At 61.7% G+C, this 19,814-nt stretch carries 23 protein-coding genes; 13 read left to right on the forward strand and 10 right to left on the reverse strand.

The window, feature by feature from the left end:
- The first annotated feature begins 161 nt into the window (after nucleotides 1–161).
- From NGR_RS20550 to NGR_RS20565, 4 genes are all read left to right on the forward strand, one after another.
- Nucleotides 162–1,571, forward strand: coding sequence for an adenylate/guanylate cyclase domain-containing protein (locus NGR_RS20550; RefSeq protein WP_012708390.1), 1,410 nt, complete (start codon nucleotides 162–164; stop codon nucleotides 1,569–1,571).
- Nucleotides 1,572–1,668: 97 nt separating this feature from the next.
- On the forward strand, nucleotides 1,669–1,911 hold the full coding sequence (locus NGR_RS20555; protein WP_012708391.1) for a hypothetical protein: 243 nt from the start codon (nucleotides 1,669–1,671) through the stop codon (nucleotides 1,909–1,911).
- A 193-nt stretch (nucleotides 1,912–2,104) separates the two neighbouring features.
- Nucleotides 2,105–2,764, forward strand: coding sequence for a dihydrofolate reductase family protein (locus NGR_RS20560; RefSeq protein ID WP_012708392.1), 660 nt, complete (start codon nucleotides 2,105–2,107; stop codon nucleotides 2,762–2,764).
- A gap of 142 nt (nucleotides 2,765–2,906) precedes the next feature.
- Entirely contained in the window at nucleotides 2,907–3,326 is a 420-nt protein-coding gene (locus NGR_RS20565; RefSeq protein WP_012708393.1) for a CBS domain-containing protein, read from the forward strand.
- A gap of 54 nt (nucleotides 3,327–3,380) precedes the next feature.
- Here NGR_RS20565 and NGR_RS20570 read toward each other — a convergent pair whose 3' ends face one another.
- On the reverse strand, nucleotides 3,381–3,644 hold the full coding sequence (locus NGR_RS20570) for a hypothetical protein (RefSeq protein WP_037395347.1): 264 nt from the start codon (nucleotides 3,642–3,644) through the stop codon (nucleotides 3,381–3,383).
- A gap of 356 nt (nucleotides 3,645–4,000) precedes the next feature.
- On the opposite strand from NGR_RS20570, the gene NGR_RS20575 reads away from it, so the two are divergent.
- On the forward strand, nucleotides 4,001–4,633 hold the full coding sequence (locus NGR_RS20575) for a TerC family protein (RefSeq protein WP_012708395.1): 633 nt from the start codon (nucleotides 4,001–4,003) through the stop codon (nucleotides 4,631–4,633).
- Between the two features lie 173 nt (nucleotides 4,634–4,806).
- Here NGR_RS20575 and NGR_RS20580 read toward each other — a convergent pair whose 3' ends face one another.
- On the reverse strand, nucleotides 4,807–7,335 hold the full coding sequence (locus NGR_RS20580; protein WP_164924373.1) for a mechanosensitive ion channel family protein: 2,529 nt from the start codon (nucleotides 7,333–7,335) through the stop codon (nucleotides 4,807–4,809).
- Between the two features lie 365 nt (nucleotides 7,336–7,700).
- Here NGR_RS20580 and NGR_RS20585 point away from each other — a divergent pair, with 365 nt between their 5' ends.
- From NGR_RS20585 to ppk2, 4 genes are all read left to right on the forward strand, one after another.
- Nucleotides 7,701–8,183, forward strand: coding sequence for a hypothetical protein (locus NGR_RS20585; protein WP_012708397.1), 483 nt, complete (start codon nucleotides 7,701–7,703; stop codon nucleotides 8,181–8,183).
- A gap of 3 nt (nucleotides 8,184–8,186) precedes the next feature.
- Nucleotides 8,187–9,416, forward strand: a complete 1,230-nt coding sequence (locus NGR_RS20590) for an HlyD family secretion protein (protein ID WP_012708398.1) — start codon at nucleotides 8,187–8,189, stop codon at nucleotides 9,414–9,416.
- A gap of 16 nt (nucleotides 9,417–9,432) precedes the next feature.
- Entirely contained in the window at nucleotides 9,433–11,130 is a 1,698-nt protein-coding gene (locus NGR_RS20595; protein ID WP_012708399.1) for a SulP family inorganic anion transporter, read from the forward strand.
- 102 nt (nucleotides 11,131–11,232) lie between these two features.
- Nucleotides 11,233–12,111: a polyphosphate kinase 2 gene (gene ppk2, locus NGR_RS20600; RefSeq protein ID WP_012708400.1), complete on the forward strand. Its 879-nt coding sequence runs from the start codon at nucleotides 11,233–11,235 to the stop codon at nucleotides 12,109–12,111.
- 47 nt (nucleotides 12,112–12,158) lie between these two features.
- On the opposite strand, the gene NGR_RS20605 is transcribed toward ppk2, so the two are convergent.
- The 4 genes from NGR_RS20605 to NGR_RS20620 all read right to left on the reverse strand — a co-directional run bounded on the left by NGR_RS20605 (nucleotide 12,159) and on the right by NGR_RS20620 (nucleotide 16,149).
- Nucleotides 12,159–12,629, reverse strand: coding sequence for a histidine kinase (locus NGR_RS20605; protein WP_012708401.1), 471 nt, complete (start codon nucleotides 12,627–12,629; stop codon nucleotides 12,159–12,161).
- Between the two features lie 356 nt (nucleotides 12,630–12,985).
- Nucleotides 12,986–13,453 (reverse strand): GFA family protein, encoded by a 468-nt coding sequence (locus NGR_RS20610; RefSeq protein ID WP_164924374.1) that lies wholly within the window; start codon nucleotides 13,451–13,453, stop codon nucleotides 12,986–12,988.
- Nucleotides 13,454–13,529: 76 nt separating this feature from the next.
- Complete coding sequence (locus NGR_RS20615) at nucleotides 13,530–14,090, reverse strand: DUF924 family protein (protein WP_012708402.1); 561 nt, start codon at nucleotides 14,088–14,090, stop codon at nucleotides 13,530–13,532.
- 283 nt (nucleotides 14,091–14,373) lie between these two features.
- Entirely contained in the window at nucleotides 14,374–16,149 is a 1,776-nt protein-coding gene (locus tag NGR_RS20620; protein ID WP_012708403.1) for an SLC13 family permease, read from the reverse strand.
- Nucleotides 16,150–16,477: 328 nt separating this feature from the next.
- On the opposite strand from NGR_RS20620, the gene NGR_RS20625 reads away from it, so the two are divergent.
- From NGR_RS20625 to NGR_RS20640, 4 genes are all read left to right on the forward strand, one after another.
- Nucleotides 16,478–16,768, forward strand: a complete 291-nt coding sequence (locus tag NGR_RS20625; RefSeq protein WP_012708404.1) for a membrane protein — start codon at nucleotides 16,478–16,480, stop codon at nucleotides 16,766–16,768.
- Between the two features lie 66 nt (nucleotides 16,769–16,834).
- Entirely contained in the window at nucleotides 16,835–17,131 is a 297-nt protein-coding gene (locus NGR_RS20630; protein ID WP_012708405.1) for a hypothetical protein, read from the forward strand.
- A gap of 141 nt (nucleotides 17,132–17,272) precedes the next feature.
- Nucleotides 17,273–17,545, forward strand: a complete 273-nt coding sequence (locus NGR_RS20635) for a hypothetical protein (protein ID WP_164924632.1) — start codon at nucleotides 17,273–17,275, stop codon at nucleotides 17,543–17,545.
- Between the two features lie 195 nt (nucleotides 17,546–17,740).
- On the forward strand, nucleotides 17,741–18,031 hold the full coding sequence (locus NGR_RS20640; protein ID WP_012708407.1) for a hypothetical protein: 291 nt from the start codon (nucleotides 17,741–17,743) through the stop codon (nucleotides 18,029–18,031).
- A 26-nt stretch (nucleotides 18,032–18,057) separates the two neighbouring features.
- On the opposite strand, the gene NGR_RS20645 is transcribed toward NGR_RS20640, so the two are convergent.
- Genes NGR_RS20645 through NGR_RS20655 form a run of 4 tightly spaced genes read right to left on the reverse strand, consistent with a single transcriptional unit; the run spans nucleotide 18,058 to nucleotide 19,579 of the window.
- Nucleotides 18,058–18,396: a DUF1515 family protein gene (locus NGR_RS20645; protein ID WP_012708408.1), complete on the reverse strand. Its 339-nt coding sequence runs from the start codon at nucleotides 18,394–18,396 to the stop codon at nucleotides 18,058–18,060.
- A complete protein-coding gene (locus NGR_RS33200) occupies nucleotides 18,389–18,619 on the reverse strand; it encodes a hypothetical protein (protein WP_240545207.1) in 231 nt (76 codons plus the stop codon). Before NGR_RS33200 ends, NGR_RS20645 begins: the two co-directional genes overlap by 8 nt.
- Entirely contained in the window at nucleotides 18,519–18,764 is a 246-nt protein-coding gene (locus NGR_RS32625) for a hypothetical protein (RefSeq protein WP_193377906.1), read from the reverse strand. The genes NGR_RS33200 and NGR_RS32625 overlap by 101 nt, the downstream gene beginning before the upstream one ends.
- Complete coding sequence (locus NGR_RS20655; RefSeq protein ID WP_012708410.1) at nucleotides 18,761–19,579, reverse strand: membrane protein; 819 nt, start codon at nucleotides 19,577–19,579, stop codon at nucleotides 18,761–18,763. The genes NGR_RS32625 and NGR_RS20655 overlap by 4 nt, the downstream gene beginning before the upstream one ends.
- Between the last annotated feature and the right edge of the window lie 235 nt (nucleotides 19,580–19,814).

The raw sequence follows: 19,814 nt of genomic DNA on the forward strand, positions 1-19,814 counted from the left end.
CGCAAGCATCGTAGGGGAAGAGGCTTTATTGGGTGTTAATGGAACGATCGCCGGCAATCGATCGTACGCGCTCTATTATTTGACGCGGACAAATCACGCGCCTCGCCGGTCATCGCATCAAATCGCCTGACCGCACGGCATTTTCCGTATAGGATACCGGCATGGGTGAAGCTCAGACTCTCTTCGAAATGCTCCGCCAGTCTGTGAAGCCGGAGGTTGTAGACGCCTTCGAGCGGCTCGTCAAGGATGCGCCGGACCGCAAGCTCTGCCGCATCAATGCGCTCGCCTTCGCCACCTCCGAAGGGCTCGACGAGGAGGAGGCGATCGCGGGCTTCCTGCACGCCTCGCGGCTCGGCATTTTTGAACTCTCCTGGAACGTGCTCTGCCCCGGCTGTGGCGGGGTGCTCGATGCCAATACATCCTTGAAGACGGTGCAGAGCACGGAATACACCTGCGCGCTCTGCGCCGCCGGCTACGAGCCGACCCTCGACGAGATGGTCGAGGTGACCTTCACGGTGAGCCCGCGGGTGCGCCACATCGAGGCGCATAACCCCAATGAAATGCCGGCGATCGAATATTTCCGCCAGATGTATTGGGGTTCCGGCATCGACCTGCCGGACGACGACTACGAAGAAAAGTTCGACGAGTTCGTTATTGAAACGCTGGAACTGCCGCCGGGCGAAAAGGCGGTCCTCTCGCTGCAGCTTCCGGCCGAGTTCGTGATCGTCTTCGAGCCGGTGACGCATGCTGCGCAGTTCCTGGACGTCAGCGGCGAGCCGACCAGGGAGCGGCGCAACCTTGCCCTCGTCTTCGACCGCGCCCACCGCCATGCCGAAACACTGAGCATGCAGCCGGGCCCGCTTCGCATCCAGGTGGAGAACCATGCGGAGGTCCGCACGCTCCCCTCGGTCTGCATCGCCAACGAAGCGCTGCACGGCATGCTCGGCCGCCGCCGGCCGTTCCTCACCGCCAAGCGGCTGCTCTCCAATCAGACCTTCCGCGACATCTATCGCACCGACATGCTCGACGTCGATCAGCGGCTGAAGATCACCAGCCTCACCTTCCTCTTTACCGACCTGCGCGGCTCGACCGAGCTCTACGAGCGGGTCGGCGATCTGGCGGCATTCGATCTGGTGCGGGCGCATTTCCGGGTTTTGCACGAGATCGTCGCGGCCGAGGCCGGCGCCGTCGTCAAGACGATCGGCGACGCTGTGATGGCGACCTTCCCGACACCGGACCGGGCGGTCGCCGCGGCCATGCGGATGCGTGACGCCATGCGCAATCTGAACGACGAGCGCGGCCGCGAGGACCTGCTCTTGAAGATCGGCATCCACGAAGGGCCGTGTATCGCCGTCAACTTGAACGAGCGGCAGGACTATTTCGGCCAGACCGTCAATATCGCTTCGCGCGTCCAGCATCTTGCCACCTCGCGCGAGATCTTCGCGACCGGCTCGGTGCTCGAAGACCCGCGCGCCTCCGGCCTGCTGTCGGACCGCGGTCTAAGCCCGATGTCGCACAACGTCACGCTGCGCGGCATCGCCAACGAGATCAGCATTTTCGCGATTCCGTGAGGTTGCGACCGCGCGAAGCGGCGGAGTTCCTCAACGCCATCGTTCAGCTGGGGTTCAGGCTCGGCGGCCCAGTGTGGCGGCAGTAGAGGAGAAAGCCATGCGAATCCTGCCATTGCTGGTTGCCACGACCACGATAATGACAGGCACCGCCGAGGCCGGCAGTCAATCATCGAACACAAGCTCAAACAGTTCATCGAACAACGCGGTTGTTAACGAGCGGATCGTCGATACCTATTGCGAAGACGGCTATTGCGAGCGCCGGGTCTTGCGCCGGACATATCGCGACGGACGCGATGGTGGCGAAGGCGAGTGGCGTCGCTATTTTGATCACGACGACTGAGCGGGTATCGCGGCAAGCCGCGCTGACGACCAGCGCCGCGACCGACGGCTCGCTCCTATCGTTGCATCCGGCGGATTTCGCGCTGCTGCTCGAGCCCCATTTCGAGCGACAACTCTTTTTTCGTGTCGCGTGTCGGTGTCCGCTGCGATCGGACGTCCTAGATCTAGTGACGTACGATCCAGGGAGAGCAACTATGAGAAAGATCATCGTTGGTGCATTCGTGAGCCTTGATGGCATCATGCAGGCGCCGGGCGGGCCGCACGAAGATCCCGTCGGCGGCTTCAAGTATGGCGGCTGGGCCTTCCCCTATTTCGACGAGGCCATGGGACAGGCGGTGGACGACATGTTTGCCAAGCCGTTCGACCTTTTGCTTGGCCGGAAAACCTACGACATCTTCGCGGCACATTGGCCCTATGCCGGCGCCGACGATCCGATCGGCTCCTTGTTCGACCGCATCACCAAATATGTTGCGACGCGCAATCCGGCCCTGAAGCTCGACTGGCAGAAAAGCCAAACCTTGGGCGACGACGTGCTGGCGACGCTTGGAAAACTGAAGAGCGAGGATGGGCCGGACCTGCTGACGCAAGGCTCGACCGATTTCCTCCAGACCCTCTTTCTCCACGACCTGGTCGACGAGATGTTTATCTCGTACTTTCCCGTCGTTCTCGGGACGGGCAAGAAGCTGTTCGGCGACGGTGCGACACCGATGGCGCTGAAACTGGTCAGTTCGAAGGTTTCCGGAACCGGCGTCACGGTCAACAAGTATGTCCGCGGCGGACCAGTCGTCACGGGTTCGTTCGAATTCGATCAGCCAACCGAAGCAGAACTGGAACGGCGAAGAAAATTGACGTGAGCAAGGCGTTTGCACTGTGGGGCGGAACGCCGCGCTGATGAAGTCGCAATTCCGTACGGAATTCCTGCTGGGCGCCCAGATTCCCACGATTAGCCATGATTTCGGGCGTATAATGCGGCTTGGAGAAAGATGGGAGGATATGATGAGAACCGAAGAAGCCATGCATTCCGGTGTTCGTTGGATCGGCCCGGAAACGGATTTGCGGACGATCGCGCGGATCATGAAGGAAGAAGATATCGGCGCGCTGCCGGTCGGCGAGAATGATCGCCTGATCGGAATGGTGACGGATCGCGACATCACGCTGCGGGCGCTGGCGAACGGCAGGGATGTCTCTTCTTTGACTGCCCGCGACGTCATGACCAGGGAAGTCGTCTATTGCCGTACCAGTGAATCGGTCGAAGACGCCATTCACCTGATGGAGTCGAAGAAGATCCGGCGACTGCCGGTCATCAACGACGACAAGCGGATGGTCGGCATGTTGTCGATGGGCGACATTTCCCACTGCAGCAGCCAGCAAATGGCAGGCGAACTGGTCAAGGCGGTCAGCGCACACCATGCCTGAGCCGCACCCGGAAATTGTCTGGGTGCATAGAACGGCGGGCAGTGGCCCGCCGTTCTATTTCACGACAACGGATCCGTTGACGATCTCGATTGTCTCATCGCCCTGGAGGCCAATGTGATCGCCGCTTGGCGCGGTCACGAAGCAGCCGCTCGGGCAGATCATTTCCGTAGCGCCGGAATTGACGACCACTTCCATCCGGCTTTCCCCCTCGACGATTACCAGTATGGCGGATTCGCCATCCTTATTGGTCACCATCGCCGCATTCGCACTGCCGGCGACGAGCACGCCGCAAAGCAAGGCAGCAACAACTGTCTTCATGGCCTCCAGCGCGCTACCCGCGCGCCGCCCCCTACGGCCGGTCACCCTTTCGCCCGTGGCAAAACTACCGGCCACCCCCTTCAGCCCGACGCCAGATTGGACGGTGGCGGAGTGAATTGCCTCCTTTTTATGGCAGAAGTGCTGAATAAGCGCTGAATGGCGCGTTGCGCTGGTGTTCAGAAGCACTCGTTCGACGCAACGAACGGGCGTCCGATACGGCGACAAATTGATCACCTCTGGAATATCTTTTGGGCGAGATCTCCCCTTCCCCTTGATCCGGCGATTGTTGACGGTCTATGCGTTTGCGACGCCGGCCCGGCGTTTCGGGGATATAGGGTATACAAGGATTACCGCTTATGGAGATTTTCACGTCCGCCGGACTATTGGCGCTTATGCAAGTTATCGTCATCGACCTCGTGCTTGCCGGGGACAATGCCGTGGTCATCGGCCTTGCGGCAGCCGGCCTGCCGATCGAGCAACGCAAGAAGGCGATTCTCGTCGGCATCATTGCGGCCACCGTACTTCGCATCGTGCTTGCGGCCTTCACGGTCCAGCTTCTGGCCATCATCGGCCTCCTCCTCGCCGGCGGCATTCTCCTTCTTTGGGTCTGCTGGAAGATGTGGCGTGAAATCCGTTCGGGCGGACATGAAGAGGTTGGATTGGACGACGCCAACGCGCCGAAGAAAACCTTCTCACAGGCCGCGACCCAGATCGTCGTAGCCGACGTGTCGATGTCGCTTGACAACGTCCTCGCCGTGGCGGGCGCCGCCCGCGAACATCCGACGATCCTCGTCTTCGGGCTTATGCTCTCGATCGCAATGATGGGCGTTGCGGCAACCTTCATCGCCAAACTGCTCGCCCGCTACCACTGGATCGCCTATGTCGGTCTGGCGATCATTCTCTATGTCGCTATCGATATGATCTATCGCGGCGCGTTGGAAGTATGGCCACACGTCGCGCCGGTCGCCCAGGCCCTGGCCGGGATGTAACCGCGACTTCCGAGGAGGCGGCATCGTGCCGCCTCGTTCGTTTTTGTCACCTGTGCTCCGGACCGGTGCCATGGGCATAGCAACGACGTGCCGACGCCGGTCGCAGTAGCGAAGCATTCCGCGACCTTTTCTCAATGTCGCCTAATTGGCGGCGCTATGGACGACAGTTCTCGTCAACGGCTGCCGCTGCGCCTTCCAACGGACCGGCCGCGCGTCTCGCTCTGGTCCTCCTGCATCTGGGCCTTGTCTTCCTCAACCGCCGGCACCTCGATGTCGGACGGCGTCGCTTCCTCCGGCGTCGTGTCCTCTACCTTCACCGGGAACGGAGCGCCGATCTCCTCGTCGCGGAAACGCTCGTAGATCGATACTCGAAGGTCGTTGCGGACATTGCCGGCCGTCAGCACGTCGGCGACATAGATGCGCAACTCAAAGGTCATGCGCTCGTCGCCGAAGGCGGTGAAGCCGACATTGGGCGCCGGGTTCTTGAGGACCATCGGATGGGCGGCGGCAATTTCTTGCAGTATTTCGATCACCCGGCGCGGATCACTGGCATAGCTCAGGGTGACGGAGATCTCGGAACGTCCAAGCTTGTTGCGATGCGTCCAGTTGCCGACCGACGCGTTGATGAGCAGCGAGTTCGGCATCATGATCGACTGGTGCTGGAAGGTCTCGATCTCCGTCGCACGCACCGAGATGCGCCGGACGAAGCCCTCGGTCGTGCCGCTGACGATCCAGTCGCCAACCTTGAAGGGCCGCTCGACAAGCAGGATCAGGCCGGAGACGAAGTTCGAGACGATGTTCTGCAGGCCGAAACCGACGCCGAGTGAGAGAGCACCGGCCACGAGTGCAAGGCTCGAAAGGTCGATGCCGGCCGCCGACAGGCCGATCAGGCCGGCTATGCCGACGCCCGTATAGCCGATGCCGGTGCGGATCGAGTTGCGTACGCCGGCATCGACGCGGCTGCGCGCCATGACGTTGCCGTCGATCCAGCGCTGCACCCAGCGCGTCACGACAAAGCCTATCGCGAAGAAGAGCACGCCTGCGAGAAGGCCGACGAGCGAGATGGTAATGGTCCCGATCCGGATCTCAGTGACAAAACGATAGACCCAGGACTCGATATCCGCGATCTGGAAGCCCCACTGCAGCAGGATCAGCGGAATGAAGAAGAGGACCACCAGGGCATAAATGCCGAGACCGGCGACGAGGCCGATCTGATCGAGCCCCACCTGTTCCAGCTTGAAGCGTCGCTCGAGATAGCGTCCCGCCACCGTTTCAGCGAACGCGCCCTGTTTGGAAACCGATCGGCCGGTGAGAATACCGATATACATCGTCACCAGGATGGCGCCGGTGATGATGATTTGCGTGGCGATGAAACGCGCCAGACCGACATATCCGGAAAAGGCAACGGCGATAAGGCCTGCGCCCATCAACAGGAAGGAAACGGATACGATCCGCGGCCATGGCCTTCCGGGTGCATCAAACGGTTCGTCCGGCCTCAGAGTCGGCCGAATCCAGGCCATCGACATCAGAATGAGCCCGATGATGATCGATGCCAGGAAACTCTTGGCGACGGTCAGCAGAACGGGCGACCCAAGGGAGTCGCTGATGCTTCCCAGCAAGTAGTCGAGACCGTTGACCAGCACCATGGCGAAAATCGGCACCATCAGCATGCGTGCGCCGCGATCCGAGACGCGCACAAGACGCCAGCTCGATCGCGCCGGCGAAAGCACGGCACTCGCCAGTCTGGTGACGAAAAATACGACCACGCCCATGCCTAGCGTGACTGCAATGATCGGCGCTATGTCCGACCGCAAGACATTGAAGCTGCTAAGGAAGAAATAGCTGGAGGCAGCGAAGGCGGTGACCGCCATCGTCGGTATCAGAGTGGACCAGAACGCCAGCGAAAGCTGCCGGAAATAGGTCGGCTCGTCGTGTTCCTCATGGCTTAGGATGAAGGGCGCGAAGATCCTGTAGCTGCCGACAAGGAAGATCAGCGCACCGCAGAGCGAGAGAAAGATCGCGCTCAAGAAGGGAATGCGCTTGTAGTTCCACGCAAACGTCAGCCAGCTGCTGACGCTGCGCCACAACGCCCGGCTTTCGTCAGCCGTGGTCGCGATCGCCTCGCTCAACATCGCCACCGAAACCTCGGTTCGCTTCAGCAGCGTGTTGGAGAACAGCGCGCGACGCGTGGCGGTGATGCCGTTGGCGAGCTTCTTTGCCTCCACGGAAAGATTTTCCGCTCGTCCCGTCAATGCGTTGATGGCCCCGCGCTCGGCCAGCAGGCGCTTTCGCTCCTCGGTGACGATTGGCGCCTCTGCAGGCTGTCCCTCGCCCGGTGGATCGCCCAGTTCGGCAAGCCTGGCCTTGATCTCGTCGAGACGCGGCCGCGTTGCCACGGATGCCGAGATGATCTGCTTCGACAGTTCGTCGACCTGCACCTTGAGCTCGGCGAGCAGCGTATCGTCCTCGGCGGCCGTGTTGACACGATCGGCCAGCCGCTTGAGTTCGCGCTCGGACTGGGTGAGTTGGTCTTCCGCCTGCTGCAGCAATGGAGAAGCAGCCGCTGGTGAGTCGTCGGCCTCGTCTTGCGGCGCCCTTTGAGCGGGCTGCGCTGGCTCGGTTTGCGCGGTCGGCTGGGCCGGCTGCGAGGCCGTCGGCGCCGCGGGCGCAGCCTGTTCCGGTTGGACCGCTTGCTGGGCCATCGTCGTCCCTCCGCCGGCCAGAGTCAGCACGACAAACGAAACGGCGACCAAGAGAACGCTCAACTTTCCAGCGGAATGCAATTCAATATCCTTCGAAATCCGGTAAACACGTAGTTTCGCCGAAGCGATCACTCGTCCGATGTGCATACGCAACACGGCAAAAAGATGCAAAGCCGAGCCGGAGCGATGATTTCTACGTGAATCCACGTCAGTTCACAAATAATCCGCCCGTCGCCGACGCAAAGTGACAGCCCTTCGGCCACAGCGGCAGGAAACCCGCCAGATTTAGCCCAAAAGGGAGACTGGGAAACGAGAAAGAGGTATGATGAACTGCGCAATAGCGCGGTCTGCGTGGGGGAACGGGAATGGCAGAGTCATTACATCCGGCCGCGGTCGATCATCTACCCGTGTTCATCACCGCACCGGGCGACACGGATATTCTCTTCAACGTCATGGCGGTGTTCGTAGTGCTGCTGATCTTTCTGGTCGGCGTCCTGTACCTGCGGCTGCACGCACTACCGGAACACATGGCACACGGCGCCAGCAAGGTGCAGTTGCAGCTCGTGGCTGTCCTGTCGCTGGTTGCGCTGTTCACGCATAATCATCTCTTCTGGATCGCCGCCCTGCTGCTGGCCCTGATCGAGTTTCCGGATTTTTCGACACCAATGGATTCCATGGCCGACTCGCTTCGCAAGATCGCCGAGCGGGACGACAGGCCGCTTGGAACCGCGCCATCGGAAGCCCAGGTCACGCAGACAGGGCCCCACCCGCTGCAACCGGAACCTCAATGGGCGCCGTTCGAGCCGGAACCTACGGCAAGCGGCGACCTTGCGGAGCGGAGGGGTTGAGCCATGCTGGAGTTCATGATCTGCTCGATGCTGACGATCTTTCCGGACTTTCTCTTCCGCCGCTATGTTCAGGGAAAAAGGATCGGGCGGGAGATCAATCTCTATTCGATGTGGTTCGAGCTGCGTTGGGGTATCACCGCCTGCGTGATCCTCACGCTGTCGCTGATCACGCTCATTTTCTACTTTCATCCCTCTACGACGAACGTCACGGCCGCGTTCCGCACCGTGACGCTTATGCCCGAATCGGTCGGTCGGGTGGCGGAGGTCTTCGTCGGCACCAACGAGAAAATCGCGGCCGGCGCTCCCATATTCCGCCTCGACGATACCGAGCAGCGGGCGGCGCTTGAGACCGCCCGCCGGCGCATAGCGGAAATCGATGCCGAGACAGCGGTCACAACCACCGAACTGGTGGCAGCGGACGGGATGATCGCCCAGGCGGAGGGTGCCTATCAACAGGCGCTGGACGAGCTTGAAACGCAGGTCGAACTCAATCGCCTTAATCCGAATGTGGTGGCAAGACGCGAGATCGAACGGCGTCAGGTGGCCGTGAATGCGCGCCAAGGGGCGGTTTCCGCCGCCGTTTCGAACAAGCAGACCCTGGAGACGAAGATCGGCTCGCTTCTGCCGGCGCAAAAGGCAAGTGCCGAGGCTGCCCTCGCCCAGGCCCAGGTCGAGCTCGACAAGACTGTGGTGCGGGCCGGCACGGCCGGCATGGTCCAGCAGTTCACCTTGCGTCCCGGCGACATCGTCAATCCGATGATCCGCTCAGCCGGTGTCCTTGTACCCGATGACCGCCGCATCGGGCTGGTTGCCGGATTCGGCCAGATCGAGGCTCAGGTGATGAAGCCAGGCATGATCGCCGAGGCGACCTGCATCGGAAAGCCCTTTACGATCATTCCGATGGTGGTGGCCGAGGTTCAGGACGTGATCGCCGCCGGCCAGGTTCGGGCGGGGGAACAGCTCGTCGACGTGCAGCAGATGGCGCGTGGCGGAACGATCACCACGATTTTGGAGCCGCTCTTCGAAGGTCAGCTAGCGGGCATTCCACCGGGAAGTAGCTGCATCGCCAATGCCTACACCAGCAATCACGACGAACTGCACGCGCCGGACATCAGCACCACGCGCTGGGTTTACCTGCATGTGATCGATGCCGTCGGGCTAGTGCACGCCATGATTCTCCGGCTGCAGGCGCTGCTCTTGCCGGTGCAGACGCTCGTTTTGACCGGGCATTGATCCGGAGGGCGCCCGGATGTCGTGGAGGATACCCCGGCTGCCCCTTCTCGCTGGTCTCGACGGCTACGAAACGAGCGCTTTGCGCAGCGACGTCTCCGCTGGCCTGGCAATTGCCGCGGTCGGACTACCGAGCGCCATAGCTTACCCGGCGATCGCCGGCCTTCCTCCCGAAACGGGACTGTACGCCAGCATCACGCCGCTGGTGGCCTATGCGCTTTTCGGCCCCTCGCACAAACTCATCGTCGGGCCGGACGCGGCTACGATGACAGTGCTCGCCGCGGTCCTTGCCGCGATCTTTGCCACGCCGGGGGTATCGACCGACCGGGTCACCGTGGCGGCACTCCTGGCGCTGGCGGTCGGGGCTCTCTGTCTTGCGGCGCGAGCGGTGCGCCTCGGCGTACTCGCAACCTTCCTGTCGCGACCAATCCTGACTGGGTTCTTCGCGGGAATTTCTCTATCGATCCTTATCGGCCAGATCGAGCGGTTCACCGGAGTCGATATCGAGGCGGATGGCCTGGTCGCACCCGTCCTTGAGCTTCTACGCGAGGCGGTCTCGATCCATTGGCCGTCTCTGGTGCTGGCCGTCGGATGCTTTGCCCTGCTGCAGGTGGCCCGGGCTTTCAACTCTCCCGTACCCGGTCCGGTGATCGTCGTCGTTCTGTCCGTGCTGCTGTCCTTCCTCTTCGATTTCGAGGCACGCGGCATCGCCATTGTCGGAAACATTCCCGAGGGGCTGCCCTCGTTGATGGTGCCGCGGATGGGCGATTTTCCCTTCGACACGCTCCTCGTCGGCGCCGCAGCCATTTTTCTGGTGAGTTTCGGCTCGGGCGTTATCGCGGCGCGCAGTTTCGGGGCGCTCGGTGGCTACCAGGTCGACCCGAACCGTGAACTTTCTGGTTTCGGCGCCGCAAACATTGCCGCCGGACTCTTCGGCACATTTCCGGTCACGGCTTCCGATTCACGAACCGCCGTGAATTTCTCCGTCGGGGGCCGCTCGCAAATCGCCAGCCTCGTCGCGGCGGCGACATTGATGGCAGTGTTGCTCTTTCTGGGCGGCATCTTGCGCATCCTGCCGATACCGGCGCTAGGCGCGATCCTGGCGGCAACGGCCTTGAGCCTGATCGACCTGGCGGCCTTGAAGCACATCTGGCGGGTGAGCCGCATGGAATTCATCTTCGCTTTGATCGCGATGTGGGGGCCGATCGGGCTCGGCGTGCTGAATGGCGTGATCATCGCGATCGCCGCGACCCTGGTCTACATCCTGCGGAAGGGCATGTACCCGCGCGACGCTCTGCTCGGCCGGATTCCCGGCCGGGATGGCTTCTACAAGCTGCATCGCGAAGCTGCAGCCCGCCCGGTGCCGGGTTTTGGCGCCTGCATGATCCAGGGCAGCCTTCTTTTCTTCAACACTGACTACGTCCGAGACAGGCTGCTTTCCGTTGCCGGGGCTCTGCCGCCTGGCACCGTCTGGCTGGTAATCGATGCAAGCGCTATCCCGCAAATCGACAGTACGGCAACGGCGATGGTCGAAGAGGTTCAAGAGGAACTGAGGAAACGCGGCATCGGGCTTGGTCTGGCGGAACTGCACACGGAGGCGCGGGCAATGCTCGATCGGGCCGGCGTCATCAACAAAATCGGCTCCGCCATGGTGTTCGAGAGCATCGAGGATGCGCTCACTGCATTTGCAACTCGATCGGATCGCGCGGCCGAATGAGACCCAATGCATGTCGCCCGAAATTGTGCAGCGGCTTTGGGATGACGACGCGGCGCACTTTAGGACGGCACTAGCCAGAAACTCGTCAAGAGGGAGGAAGAAATGGCCAAGAACGGAAAAAAGGGCCGGGAAAAGGAAAAAGACAAGGTCAAAAATAGGGAAAAGGAGGACAGGCACAGGCTTGCTGCCAGCGCGCGATCGTCCGACGCAGGTTCGCCGCACGACTACGCAAAGGAACTCGATCGCCTGCAGATCGAAATCGCTCACCTCCAAGCGTGGGTGAAGAAAACGGGAGCCCGCATCGTGATCGTCTTCGAGGGGCGCGACGCGGCCGGAAAAGGCGGCGTGATTAAGCGTCTTACCGAGCGAGTGAGCCCGCGCGTCTTTCGTGTCGTCGCGCTCCCGGCGCCGACCGATCGCGAGAAGACCCAGATCTATATGCAGCGCTACATTCAGCAGCTGCCGGCCGCCGGCGAGGTCGTGATCTTCGACCGCTCCTGGTACAATCGGCCCGGCGTCGAGCGCGTGATGGGCTTCTGTACCGATGAAAAGGCCAAGCGGTTTCTAGAGCTTGCACCGCGTTTCGAGGCCGCTATGGTCGAGAGCGGCATCGTGTTGCTGAAATATTTCCTCGATGTGAGCGAGGACGAGCAGGAACGACGCTTCCGCCAGCGCATCGGCGACCCGCTGCGCCAGTGGAAGCTCAGCCCGATGGACGTCGAATCCTATCGCCGCTGGTGGGACTACACGCGCGCCTATGACGAAATGATCCGCATGACCGACACCGAATATGCCCCCTGGTGGATCGTGCCCTCGGATGACAAGAAGCAGGCTCGCATCAATTGCATTTCGCACATTCTGGCGTCGATCCCCTATGAGCACGTCAAATTTGACGAGCCCGATCTCGGCAAGCGGCAAAAGCGCCCCGATGACCATGTCGAAACCATGCGCGCGCGCCGATTGGTGCCGAATGTGTACTGATGAGAGGGTTGCGCGGTCCTGCGGAGCGCGCAACCCATCGGGGCCGTTCAGGCCTTGTCGGGCGCCCAGTTCAGGAAGAAACCGACATCGCCGGGCATGCCGCCCGGGAAACTGATGATCATCGCCTTCAGCTTGTAGCCCTGCGGCTTGCCATAGGTCTGGTAGCGCTCGAAGAACTCCTTGGCTTTGCCCTGGAGGGTCTCCGGCCAGTCCCGGTCGCCGCTGTTGATCGCCCGACCGCTGTCGCTGCAGAGTTCGGACGGGAAGCTATAGACCATCGCCTCGAACTTGCCGTCCCGGACCGCATTCGCCACGAGACGACGCACCATGGCGATCTCTTCCTCCGTCACCTGCTTCTTTAGGAAGTCCGCGGCGAAATCCGCGTGCTTCTGTTCCTGGATCGCCTTGAGCTTCCGATCCTTGTCCATTTCCTCCATTTCCCGCTGGAGGACCTGTTTGCGAAGCTCCTCGGCGCTCAGAGGTTTCGCACCTGCATCGATATCATGCTTCTCGGGCATCACGTTGATCCACTTCAAGAAAACGGGAAAGGCTGTCGTCCGAGCTCCCTGCTCCCAGATCAGCGGACAATCAGACTTGTTTCCCTCCAAGTGTACGACCGACTCCGGCGGAGTCAGCGTTCTCGCAACTCTTCATTCCCGAACAGAATAGCCTGCACCTCTGGCACCCAAGAGCAGGGCGCTTGTCAGCCGTCTCGTCGACGATGTCTGAAATCTTTCGACTGTAAGGATGCAACGGCCTCGCACTGCATTTCATCCTCGCCAGAGGTTACGGAAAATTCTACAACTGCGCCCGCACGATGACAACTCGGCGGGTGGCCGTATTCAGCGTGTGCGGGCTCCTCCGATCGAACGCTTCACGCCTCCCGCTTCGCGGCCCATTCCGCATATCCTTGCAGCAGTCCTTCGTAGTCTTCCATCGCTGGCACCGTCTCATAGCTGTGGGCGGCAGGCGTGGTTGCCCAAGGCAACTTCTCGCTTGTCCAGGTTTCGATGAAAGGCGCGTACCAACCGGCGTCATCCAGTATGGTGGCGCGGAGGTTCACAAACCAATCCATTCCTTCGGGCCGCGTGAACATCCAACTCATGCAGTGTGGGCAGAAATAGTGGTGCGTCGCGCCGTGCAGTCCGCCGATTACCGGATCGCCTCTGGTCACCGCGAAGCCGTCGCTCGGGATCGCGACACTCAGTGAGTAGGCGCTCGCCGTCATCCGCTGACACCCCGTGCAATGGCAGGCCATGGTGAGAAGCGGCGCGGTACTGACTTTGATGCGCACCTGTCCGCAACGGCACCCGCCTTCCCACGGCAGCGTTGTCATGCTCATGAACTTCCTCCCTACGTGGTCCTCTACTGGATGTTTCCTAAATCGGCTCCGATTGGTTGACCCGACGGCAGCGGATCTAGAACCCGGCGCCCGGCTGGGCGAGATATTCCTCCTCGGCGGGTGTAGAGGTCCGCCCCAGGATCGCATTGCGATGCGGAAAGCGCCCGAATCGTTCGACCACCTCCCGGTGGCGAATGGCATAGTCGAGATAATCGGCGTCGCCGAGCGCGGTAAAAAGCTTCACCGACATCGTTTGGTCGGTCAAGTTCTCGGAGTGTTCGAACGGCATGTAGAAGAAAGCCCGCCATTCCGTCGGCACCGCAATATCGGCACTGGCGCCGATGGCGAGCTTCGCTTCGCGCAGTGCAAGGCAGTCGGTCGCATAGGCGAGCGGCGAACCGCGATACATGTTGCGCGGCAATTGATCGAACAGGATAATGCCTGCGAGCCAGTTGCTCGGCGTCTGGCGCCAGATATCGTCATGCTTTCTCGACAGCGCCAGATGCGACGCCTGAAAGCGTTGCACGCACTGCTGATCGAGGTCGGCACTTGGCGTGAACCAGTGGTCGTAGGAAAGCTCCGTGAACCAGAAGTTCAACACCTCTTCCGGCGTGCAGATTTCCGCTTCATCGCGCATTCGGCTGCCTCTCGTGACTCGCTCTTCAGATAGGCGCCGATTTTGCCGTTTCCACTGCGGATCTTCAATGTCACCCGTTCGGCATCGGTTGCGGTCAGAGCGGGAGGAAAAGAGTGTGCAGATTTCCGCCCCGCATCCCGCACTAACCCCATTGGAATCGATCACGTTTATGACTTCGGGTCGATTCGGCCCAAAGTCATAAAAGTGATCTAGGGGCACGCTGCTCGGTAGCGGGACCGAGCGGGCGCATCCGCATCGCCGCATACAGACTTTGCAACTTGTCCTACCGCAGCGGCCAGACCCACATCAACATCGGTACTGCGACGATCACGATGACGATGGAGAGCGGCAGGCCGAGGCGCGGATAGTCGCTGAACCGATAACCGCCCGGTCCCATGACCAGCGTATTGCACTGATGCCCGATCGGCGTCAGAAAGTCGGAGCCGGCGCCGATCGCGACCGCCATCAGAAAGGCATCCGGCCTGTAGTCGAGCGCGGAGGCGAAGCTCGCGGCGATCGGCGCCATGACGAGCACGGTGGCGGCATTGTTGAGGAAGGGGGTGACCGCCATGGCCGCGACGAGGATGAGCGCAAGCGCCCCGGCCGGTGGCAGGTTGACGGCCATGCCGCTCAACCAGTTCGCTATCAGGTCCGAGCCGCCGGTCGTCCGCAATGTGTCGCTGACCGGGATCAGCGCTGCCAGCATGACGAGGATCGGCCCGTCGACGGCCCGATAGACCTCGCGCAGCGGGATGACGCGAAAGATCACCATGGCAAGCGCGGCTGCGAAGAAGGCGACCTGCACCGGCAGGATGCCGACTGCCGTCGCCCCCATCGCGGCTGCCAGCACCAGCAGCGGCACCGGGGCGCGGCGTGTGGTCCCGAGCAGGATGTCCCGCTGCGCAAGCGGCAGACAGCTGAAATCCTGCAGGAAGGCCGGCAGGTCCGCCCGCGCCCCTTGCAGGACGACGATGTCGCCGGCGCGCAACCTTATGCTGCCGAGGCGCTGTTTCAGCCGCTCGCCCTGGCGGCTTACGGCAAGAAGGTTGATATTGTGATTGTGAAAGAGGGCGAGCCGCTCCGCCGACATGCCGAGCAGAGGCGAGCCGCTGGCGATCACTGCCTCGATCGCTTCAATCTCGGTGCGCGCCGTCTCGGCTGACGTTGGCGATCGGTCGCCGGAGATTTTCAGCTTCGCTTGGGAGATGATGCGGTCGAGCGCGGCAGGCCCGCCTTCGAGCAGCAAGATGTCATCGGCCTCGATCACCACGTCGGGCAGCGGTGCCAGGTGGGTGCCGCGGCGGAAGATCGCGATGACGACCGCGCCGCCGTCGCCGAGCTTCACGAGACTGCTTAGCGACTTGCCGATCGCCGGAGAACCGGGCGCAGCCATGGCTTCGGACGTATAGTCGGTGATCTCGATCGCCTGCTGCACCGAAACCTGCTGGCTCTTTCGCTCCGGCACCAGCCGGTAGGCGAAGAGCAGAAAGATCGCCCCCACCAGCGCAAGCGAGGCGCCGACGGGCGTAAAATCGAACATGCTGAAACTCTCGCCGGTCAGCTCCTGTCGCATCCGCGATACGACAACGTTCGGCGAGGTGCCCACCTGCGTCATAAGCCCGCCGATCAGCGCGCCGAATGCCATGGGCATCAAAAACACCGATGGCTGGACGCTCGAGCGCCGGGCGAATTGGAAGGCGACCGGGATCATGATCGCGAGGGCGCCGATGTTCTTGATGAATGACGAAAGCACCGTGACGGTTACCACGAGCAGTGCGAGTTGCGCCCTCACCGAATTGAGGTCCGGGAGGAAGCGCTGGATCGCCGCATCGACGAAGCCGGACCGCGCCACGCCGGCGCTCACGATCAGCGCGCTGCCGACGATGATCACGATGTCGTCGCTGAAGCCGTCGAAGGCATGGTCGAAGGGCACGATGCCGACTGCGACCGCAAGCATCAGCGCTGAACACGCTACGACGTCATAGCGGAAGCGGTCCCAGATGAAGAAGACCATCATGGTGCCAATGACGAAAAGCGAAAGAGACTGTTCGGCAGTCATGGACAATTCCTGCGGCGGACTGAACGCGACACGCTCTGAGAATGCCCGCAGGGCTGCAACGCGCCATTCCTTGAAAAGGTCCGCGTTCCCCCGCACGCCGCAGCTTGCGTGTCCGACTGTCTAAATCGTTCAATCCCCCCGCTCTGCGCAACCGAAATATTCAGTAACCGCGCTGAAATGTCGTATGTCACCAGGAATCCTGAGAAACTTGTTCTGCTCTTTGATCGTTCCTGCTTCAGGAATACAATGATGCACCAGTTAGACGTGCAATCAGCACCTGCAGACGCCGGGTTCGCCGCGCGTCGCGGCCGAAGCGGAGGCTATCGCCATGCGGACTGCCCTTCCCGCGATTCTCACGGCTCTGATGCTCGCCGCCTGCACTTCGGCCGCCCCACCGTCGGTCGGCTACTCGCGCAACCTCGAGCCCATTCCGGGCAGCATCACCTACGGCGGCCAGCCGCGCACCAAGCTGACCAAGGCACCAGTCGGCAGCATCGTGCCGCACCGCTTCCGCGATAAATTCGGCCGTCAGGTCTCCGAAACCTACGTCATCGAGCCTGACCGCTCGCTGCGGCTGATAAGTCGCCGCATCGACTATGATCTCGTGACCGACCGGTAAGGATGAGGAAACTGCGCGCGGCTTATACGCGCCGCGTCTCGAAGCATTGGAATCGAGAGGATCGCCATGAAACATGTCTTGCCCGTGTTATTTGCCGCCCTGCTGCTCGGCGCCTGCACGGCCACGCCGCCACCGTCGGTCGGCTATGGGCGCCACATCGAGCCCATTCCCGGCAGCATCACCTATGGCGGCCAGCCGCGCACGAAACTCACCAAGGCGCCGGTCGGCAGCATCGTGCCGCACCAGTTTTTCGACAATTTCGGCCACCGAGTCTACGAGACCTATGTGATCGAACCGGACCGCTCGTTGCGCCTGGTAGGCCGTCGCATCGATTACGATATCTTCGGCGACATGGACGATTGACGGTCGGTTTTTGGACGGCGGCGCCGCACATCTTACCGAACGCGAAAAGGTCGCTGTAACACGTTGAGTCGCTGCATGTTTTTCTCCCTTGAATCAGCTCCGATTTAGGGAAACATGCAATTGGCAACCAGGTTCGCCACGATGAAACTCGCTTCTATCGCCTTCGCAGCCGCACTCCTTGTCTCGGCCTGCACCACCACGCCGCCCAAACTGGAGCCGATCCCCGGCAGCATCACCTACGGCGGCCAGCCGCGCACCAAGCTCACCAAGGCGCCGGTCGGCAGCATCGTGCCGCACCAGTTCTTCACGCAGCAAGGCGGGCTGGCCCGCGAAACCTATGTGATCCAGCCCGACCGCTCGTTGAAGCTGGTTCGCCGCTACATAGATTACGACTTCATCACGAGGCGCGATTGACGACATTGCGCTATCCTGCCCGCTTCGAGCTTGGGCGGCAGCTTCGACTAGAGCGGATGAGGAAAAGTGTGTGCGGTTTTCCGCCCGCATCCCGCTCTAACCTATTGGAATCGATCACGTTCATGATTTTAGGTCGATCCGACCTAAAATCATCGTGATCTAAGGCGTTAGGAACTCTAGAATTCGGAGATTGCCATGAAACACCTATTTCCCACCCTCTGCACTGCCCTGTTGCTCACCGGCTGCGAGGTGACGACGTCTTCGGTGGGCTATTCGCCCTACCTTGAGCCCATTCCCGGCAGCATCACCTATCGCGGCCAGCCGCGTACGAAGCTCACAAAGGCGCCGGTCGGCAGCATCGTGCCGCATCAGTTCATCGACCGGTTCGGCCGACGCGTTTACGAGACCTACGTGATCGAGCCGGATCGCTCGTTGCTGCTGGTCAGTCGACGTTACCGGGACTTCCTCCTCTTCGACGACGATTGACCTACTGCCGGCTTCCAAACGCGATGTCATGCTGCCCTGAGCAGCATGACCGCCCGTCTTGCCACATCGGCGAAGGTGACGCCGATTGCCGCGCCGCCGAGGCCGATGACGCCGAGCGCCCCTATGCCTATCAGCTTCCATTTGCGGACATCCTCGGTCACCGACTTCATCTCGGCAATTTCGTCTTTGACGAGCGTCATCGATCCCTCGAGCGTTCCGACCCGTTCGACGAGTTCGTCGATGCGCCGGTTCATCGACGCCCGCCCGGCATCGGACCTGTCCTCCGACCGGCGGAAGTCCTCGCGCAGATTCTTCACCTCGGCAATCAGGGTCCCGAGCTGTTGGTGAACCGTGGCGTCAACCATTCCGCTGCTCCCCGTGTTTTGCGCATTCACCCTTTGTCCAGACGGACGCGGCACAGAGCCCGACAACCGTCCGGTCTATCCTGCGCTGGTCTGCCGCCGTGGCACCGCGAGCCCCTGCGAGGTCAGTGCCGACCACTGCGCGCAGGCCGCCGACATTTGCCGGCGCCGAAGTTCCACAGCCCGCCAGAAACAGAACAGGCATCATAGTCAAGGCGCTTCGCATCAGCGCTATCGGCTGCTTCATTGTTTTGCCTTTCGATTGAATTGCGAACCGCCTGGGCGCCGTTTTCACGAATTTCCAGCACGGCCCAGGAAAGGGCGGCGCACACAAGCACACCGCCCAGGAACTTGCCCCATGGAATGGTCATCGCCCGAGCCCCAGGGCTTCGCGAACCGCCGGCATCGACGAGATCGCGTAGATCGCGAAGCCGACGATCGTCGCCAGAATGGCAAGCTGCACCCGCCAGTCGAGCACCACGAGGTTCAATTCCTTGAGCGCGGTGACGATCGTTCCACCGGCGGTCAACAGCCATGTCCAGAACCGCCCGGAACGGGCAACGGGCCTGCGCCGCGGTTCGGACCGCGCCGTGGGAGTCGACGCGGCCTCCACTGGCTCCGGCATAACATCGGAAGAACGGGAGGCGGCGAGCACCTGGCGAAGCACTGCCTCGACCCTATCCGGCTTCACCAGCGCCTTGTTGCGCCCGTCCCCGGCATAATAGGACTGCCCGCGCCTCAGCCCCCGCCGGTCGCCGTCGGTCTCTGCAAGCACGGGAAGCGATGCCCATTCCATCGCCAGCCGCCGGCCGAACTCGGTCGCGCTGATCTCGCCGGAAACGAAGCTTGTGAAACCGCGGCAGTTCAGGAGATGAAGCGCTAAGCTGTCCTGAAGCGCGGGCTCGAAGACCTGCTCCTCCCTGAGCCACGGGATTTCCCGCAGCAGCCCAAGCAGGGTTGCGCGCATGAATTGATAGGCGCCGGCGGCGCTTGACCCATGCGCCTTCGACCACGTCTTCTGGGCGGCAATCACCTCACCGAGCGTCATCGCAGTCAGCGGCTTTGTCAGGCCGGCTTGCCTGTGGGCATAAATCACATCATAGGAGGCGCGATCGTTCCGCCCGACTTCCGCTTCGCGGATGAAGGCAAGCAAAAGCGCCGCGCCGTGAGGCATGGTTTGGGGCATGGGGGTACCTTTGGTGTTTGGAAAAGAAAACCCCGAACGCGGGGATCCTGAGTTTGGTCGTCAGGCGTCGCGACGCCTAATCGATTCGCGGGCAACCAGGCTCGGCTCCGAAGACGACCCGGTTGCGTTCCCCTCGACGACCAATGCCCTTTACTTCGATGGCACTAGCCGATGTCCGCCCGATTCTGGGATTTCGAAGATACCGGCGAGCCAGTTGGAGTGCTTGGCGTGTGGT

The organism is Sinorhizobium fredii NGR234 (assembly GCF_000018545.1).
GTDB lineage: Bacteria > Pseudomonadota > Alphaproteobacteria > Rhizobiales > Rhizobiaceae > Sinorhizobium > Sinorhizobium fredii_A.

What these genes read in the sequence shown, in the direction of transcription:
- NGR_RS20655 (WP_012708410.1), bottom strand. Translation starts at nt 19,579, where the DNA reads ATGCCCCAAACCATGCCTCACGGCGCGGCGCTTTTGCTTGCCTTCATC.
- NGR_RS20580 (WP_164924373.1), bottom strand. Translation starts at nt 7,335, where the DNA reads ATGGCCCAGCAAGCGGTCCAACCGGAACAGGCTGCGCCCGCGGCGCCG.
- NGR_RS20575 (WP_012708395.1), top strand. Translation starts at nt 4,001, where the DNA reads ATGGAGATTTTCACGTCCGCCGGACTATTGGCGCTTATGCAAGTTATC.
- NGR_RS20585 (WP_012708397.1), top strand. Translation starts at nt 7,701, where the DNA reads ATGGCAGAGTCATTACATCCGGCCGCGGTCGATCATCTACCCGTGTTC.
- NGR_RS20590 (WP_012708398.1), top strand. Translation starts at nt 8,187, where the DNA reads ATGCTGGAGTTCATGATCTGCTCGATGCTGACGATCTTTCCGGACTTT.
- NGR_RS20620 (WP_012708403.1), bottom strand. Translation starts at nt 16,149, where the DNA reads ATGACTGCCGAACAGTCTCTTTCGCTTTTCGTCATTGGCACCATGATG.
- NGR_RS33200 (WP_240545207.1), bottom strand. Translation starts at nt 18,619, where the DNA reads ATGCGAAGCGCCTTGACTATGATGCCTGTTCTGTTTCTGGCGGGCTGT.
- NGR_RS20550 (WP_012708390.1), top strand. Translation starts at nt 162, where the DNA reads ATGGGTGAAGCTCAGACTCTCTTCGAAATGCTCCGCCAGTCTGTGAAG.
- NGR_RS20615 (WP_012708402.1), bottom strand. Translation starts at nt 14,090, where the DNA reads ATGCGCGATGAAGCGGAAATCTGCACGCCGGAAGAGGTGTTGAACTTC.
- NGR_RS20625 (WP_012708404.1), top strand. Translation starts at nt 16,478, where the DNA reads ATGCGGACTGCCCTTCCCGCGATTCTCACGGCTCTGATGCTCGCCGCC.
- NGR_RS20605 (WP_012708401.1), bottom strand. Translation starts at nt 12,629, where the DNA reads ATGCCCGAGAAGCATGATATCGATGCAGGTGCGAAACCTCTGAGCGCC.
- NGR_RS20570 (WP_037395347.1), bottom strand. Translation starts at nt 3,644, where the DNA reads ATGAAGACAGTTGTTGCTGCCTTGCTTTGCGGCGTGCTCGTCGCCGGC.
- NGR_RS20630 (WP_012708405.1), top strand. Translation starts at nt 16,835, where the DNA reads ATGAAACATGTCTTGCCCGTGTTATTTGCCGCCCTGCTGCTCGGCGCC.
- NGR_RS20610 (WP_164924374.1), bottom strand. Translation starts at nt 13,453, where the DNA reads ATGAGCATGACAACGCTGCCGTGGGAAGGCGGGTGCCGTTGCGGACAG.
- NGR_RS20565 (WP_012708393.1), top strand. Translation starts at nt 2,907, where the DNA reads ATGAGAACCGAAGAAGCCATGCATTCCGGTGTTCGTTGGATCGGCCCG.
- NGR_RS20560 (WP_012708392.1), top strand. Translation starts at nt 2,105, where the DNA reads ATGAGAAAGATCATCGTTGGTGCATTCGTGAGCCTTGATGGCATCATG.
- NGR_RS20645 (WP_012708408.1), bottom strand. Translation starts at nt 18,396, where the DNA reads ATGGTTGACGCCACGGTTCACCAACAGCTCGGGACCCTGATTGCCGAG.
- NGR_RS20555 (WP_012708391.1), top strand. Translation starts at nt 1,669, where the DNA reads ATGCGAATCCTGCCATTGCTGGTTGCCACGACCACGATAATGACAGGC.
- NGR_RS20595 (WP_012708399.1), top strand. Translation starts at nt 9,433, where the DNA reads ATGTCGTGGAGGATACCCCGGCTGCCCCTTCTCGCTGGTCTCGACGGC.
- NGR_RS20640 (WP_012708407.1), top strand. Translation starts at nt 17,741, where the DNA reads ATGAAACACCTATTTCCCACCCTCTGCACTGCCCTGTTGCTCACCGGC.
- NGR_RS20635 (WP_164924632.1), top strand. Translation starts at nt 17,273, where the DNA reads ATGAAACTCGCTTCTATCGCCTTCGCAGCCGCACTCCTTGTCTCGGCC.
- ppk2 (WP_012708400.1), top strand. Translation starts at nt 11,233, where the DNA reads ATGGCCAAGAACGGAAAAAAGGGCCGGGAAAAGGAAAAAGACAAGGTC.
- NGR_RS32625 (WP_193377906.1), bottom strand. Translation starts at nt 18,764, where the DNA reads ATGACCATTCCATGGGGCAAGTTCCTGGGCGGTGTGCTTGTGTGCGCC.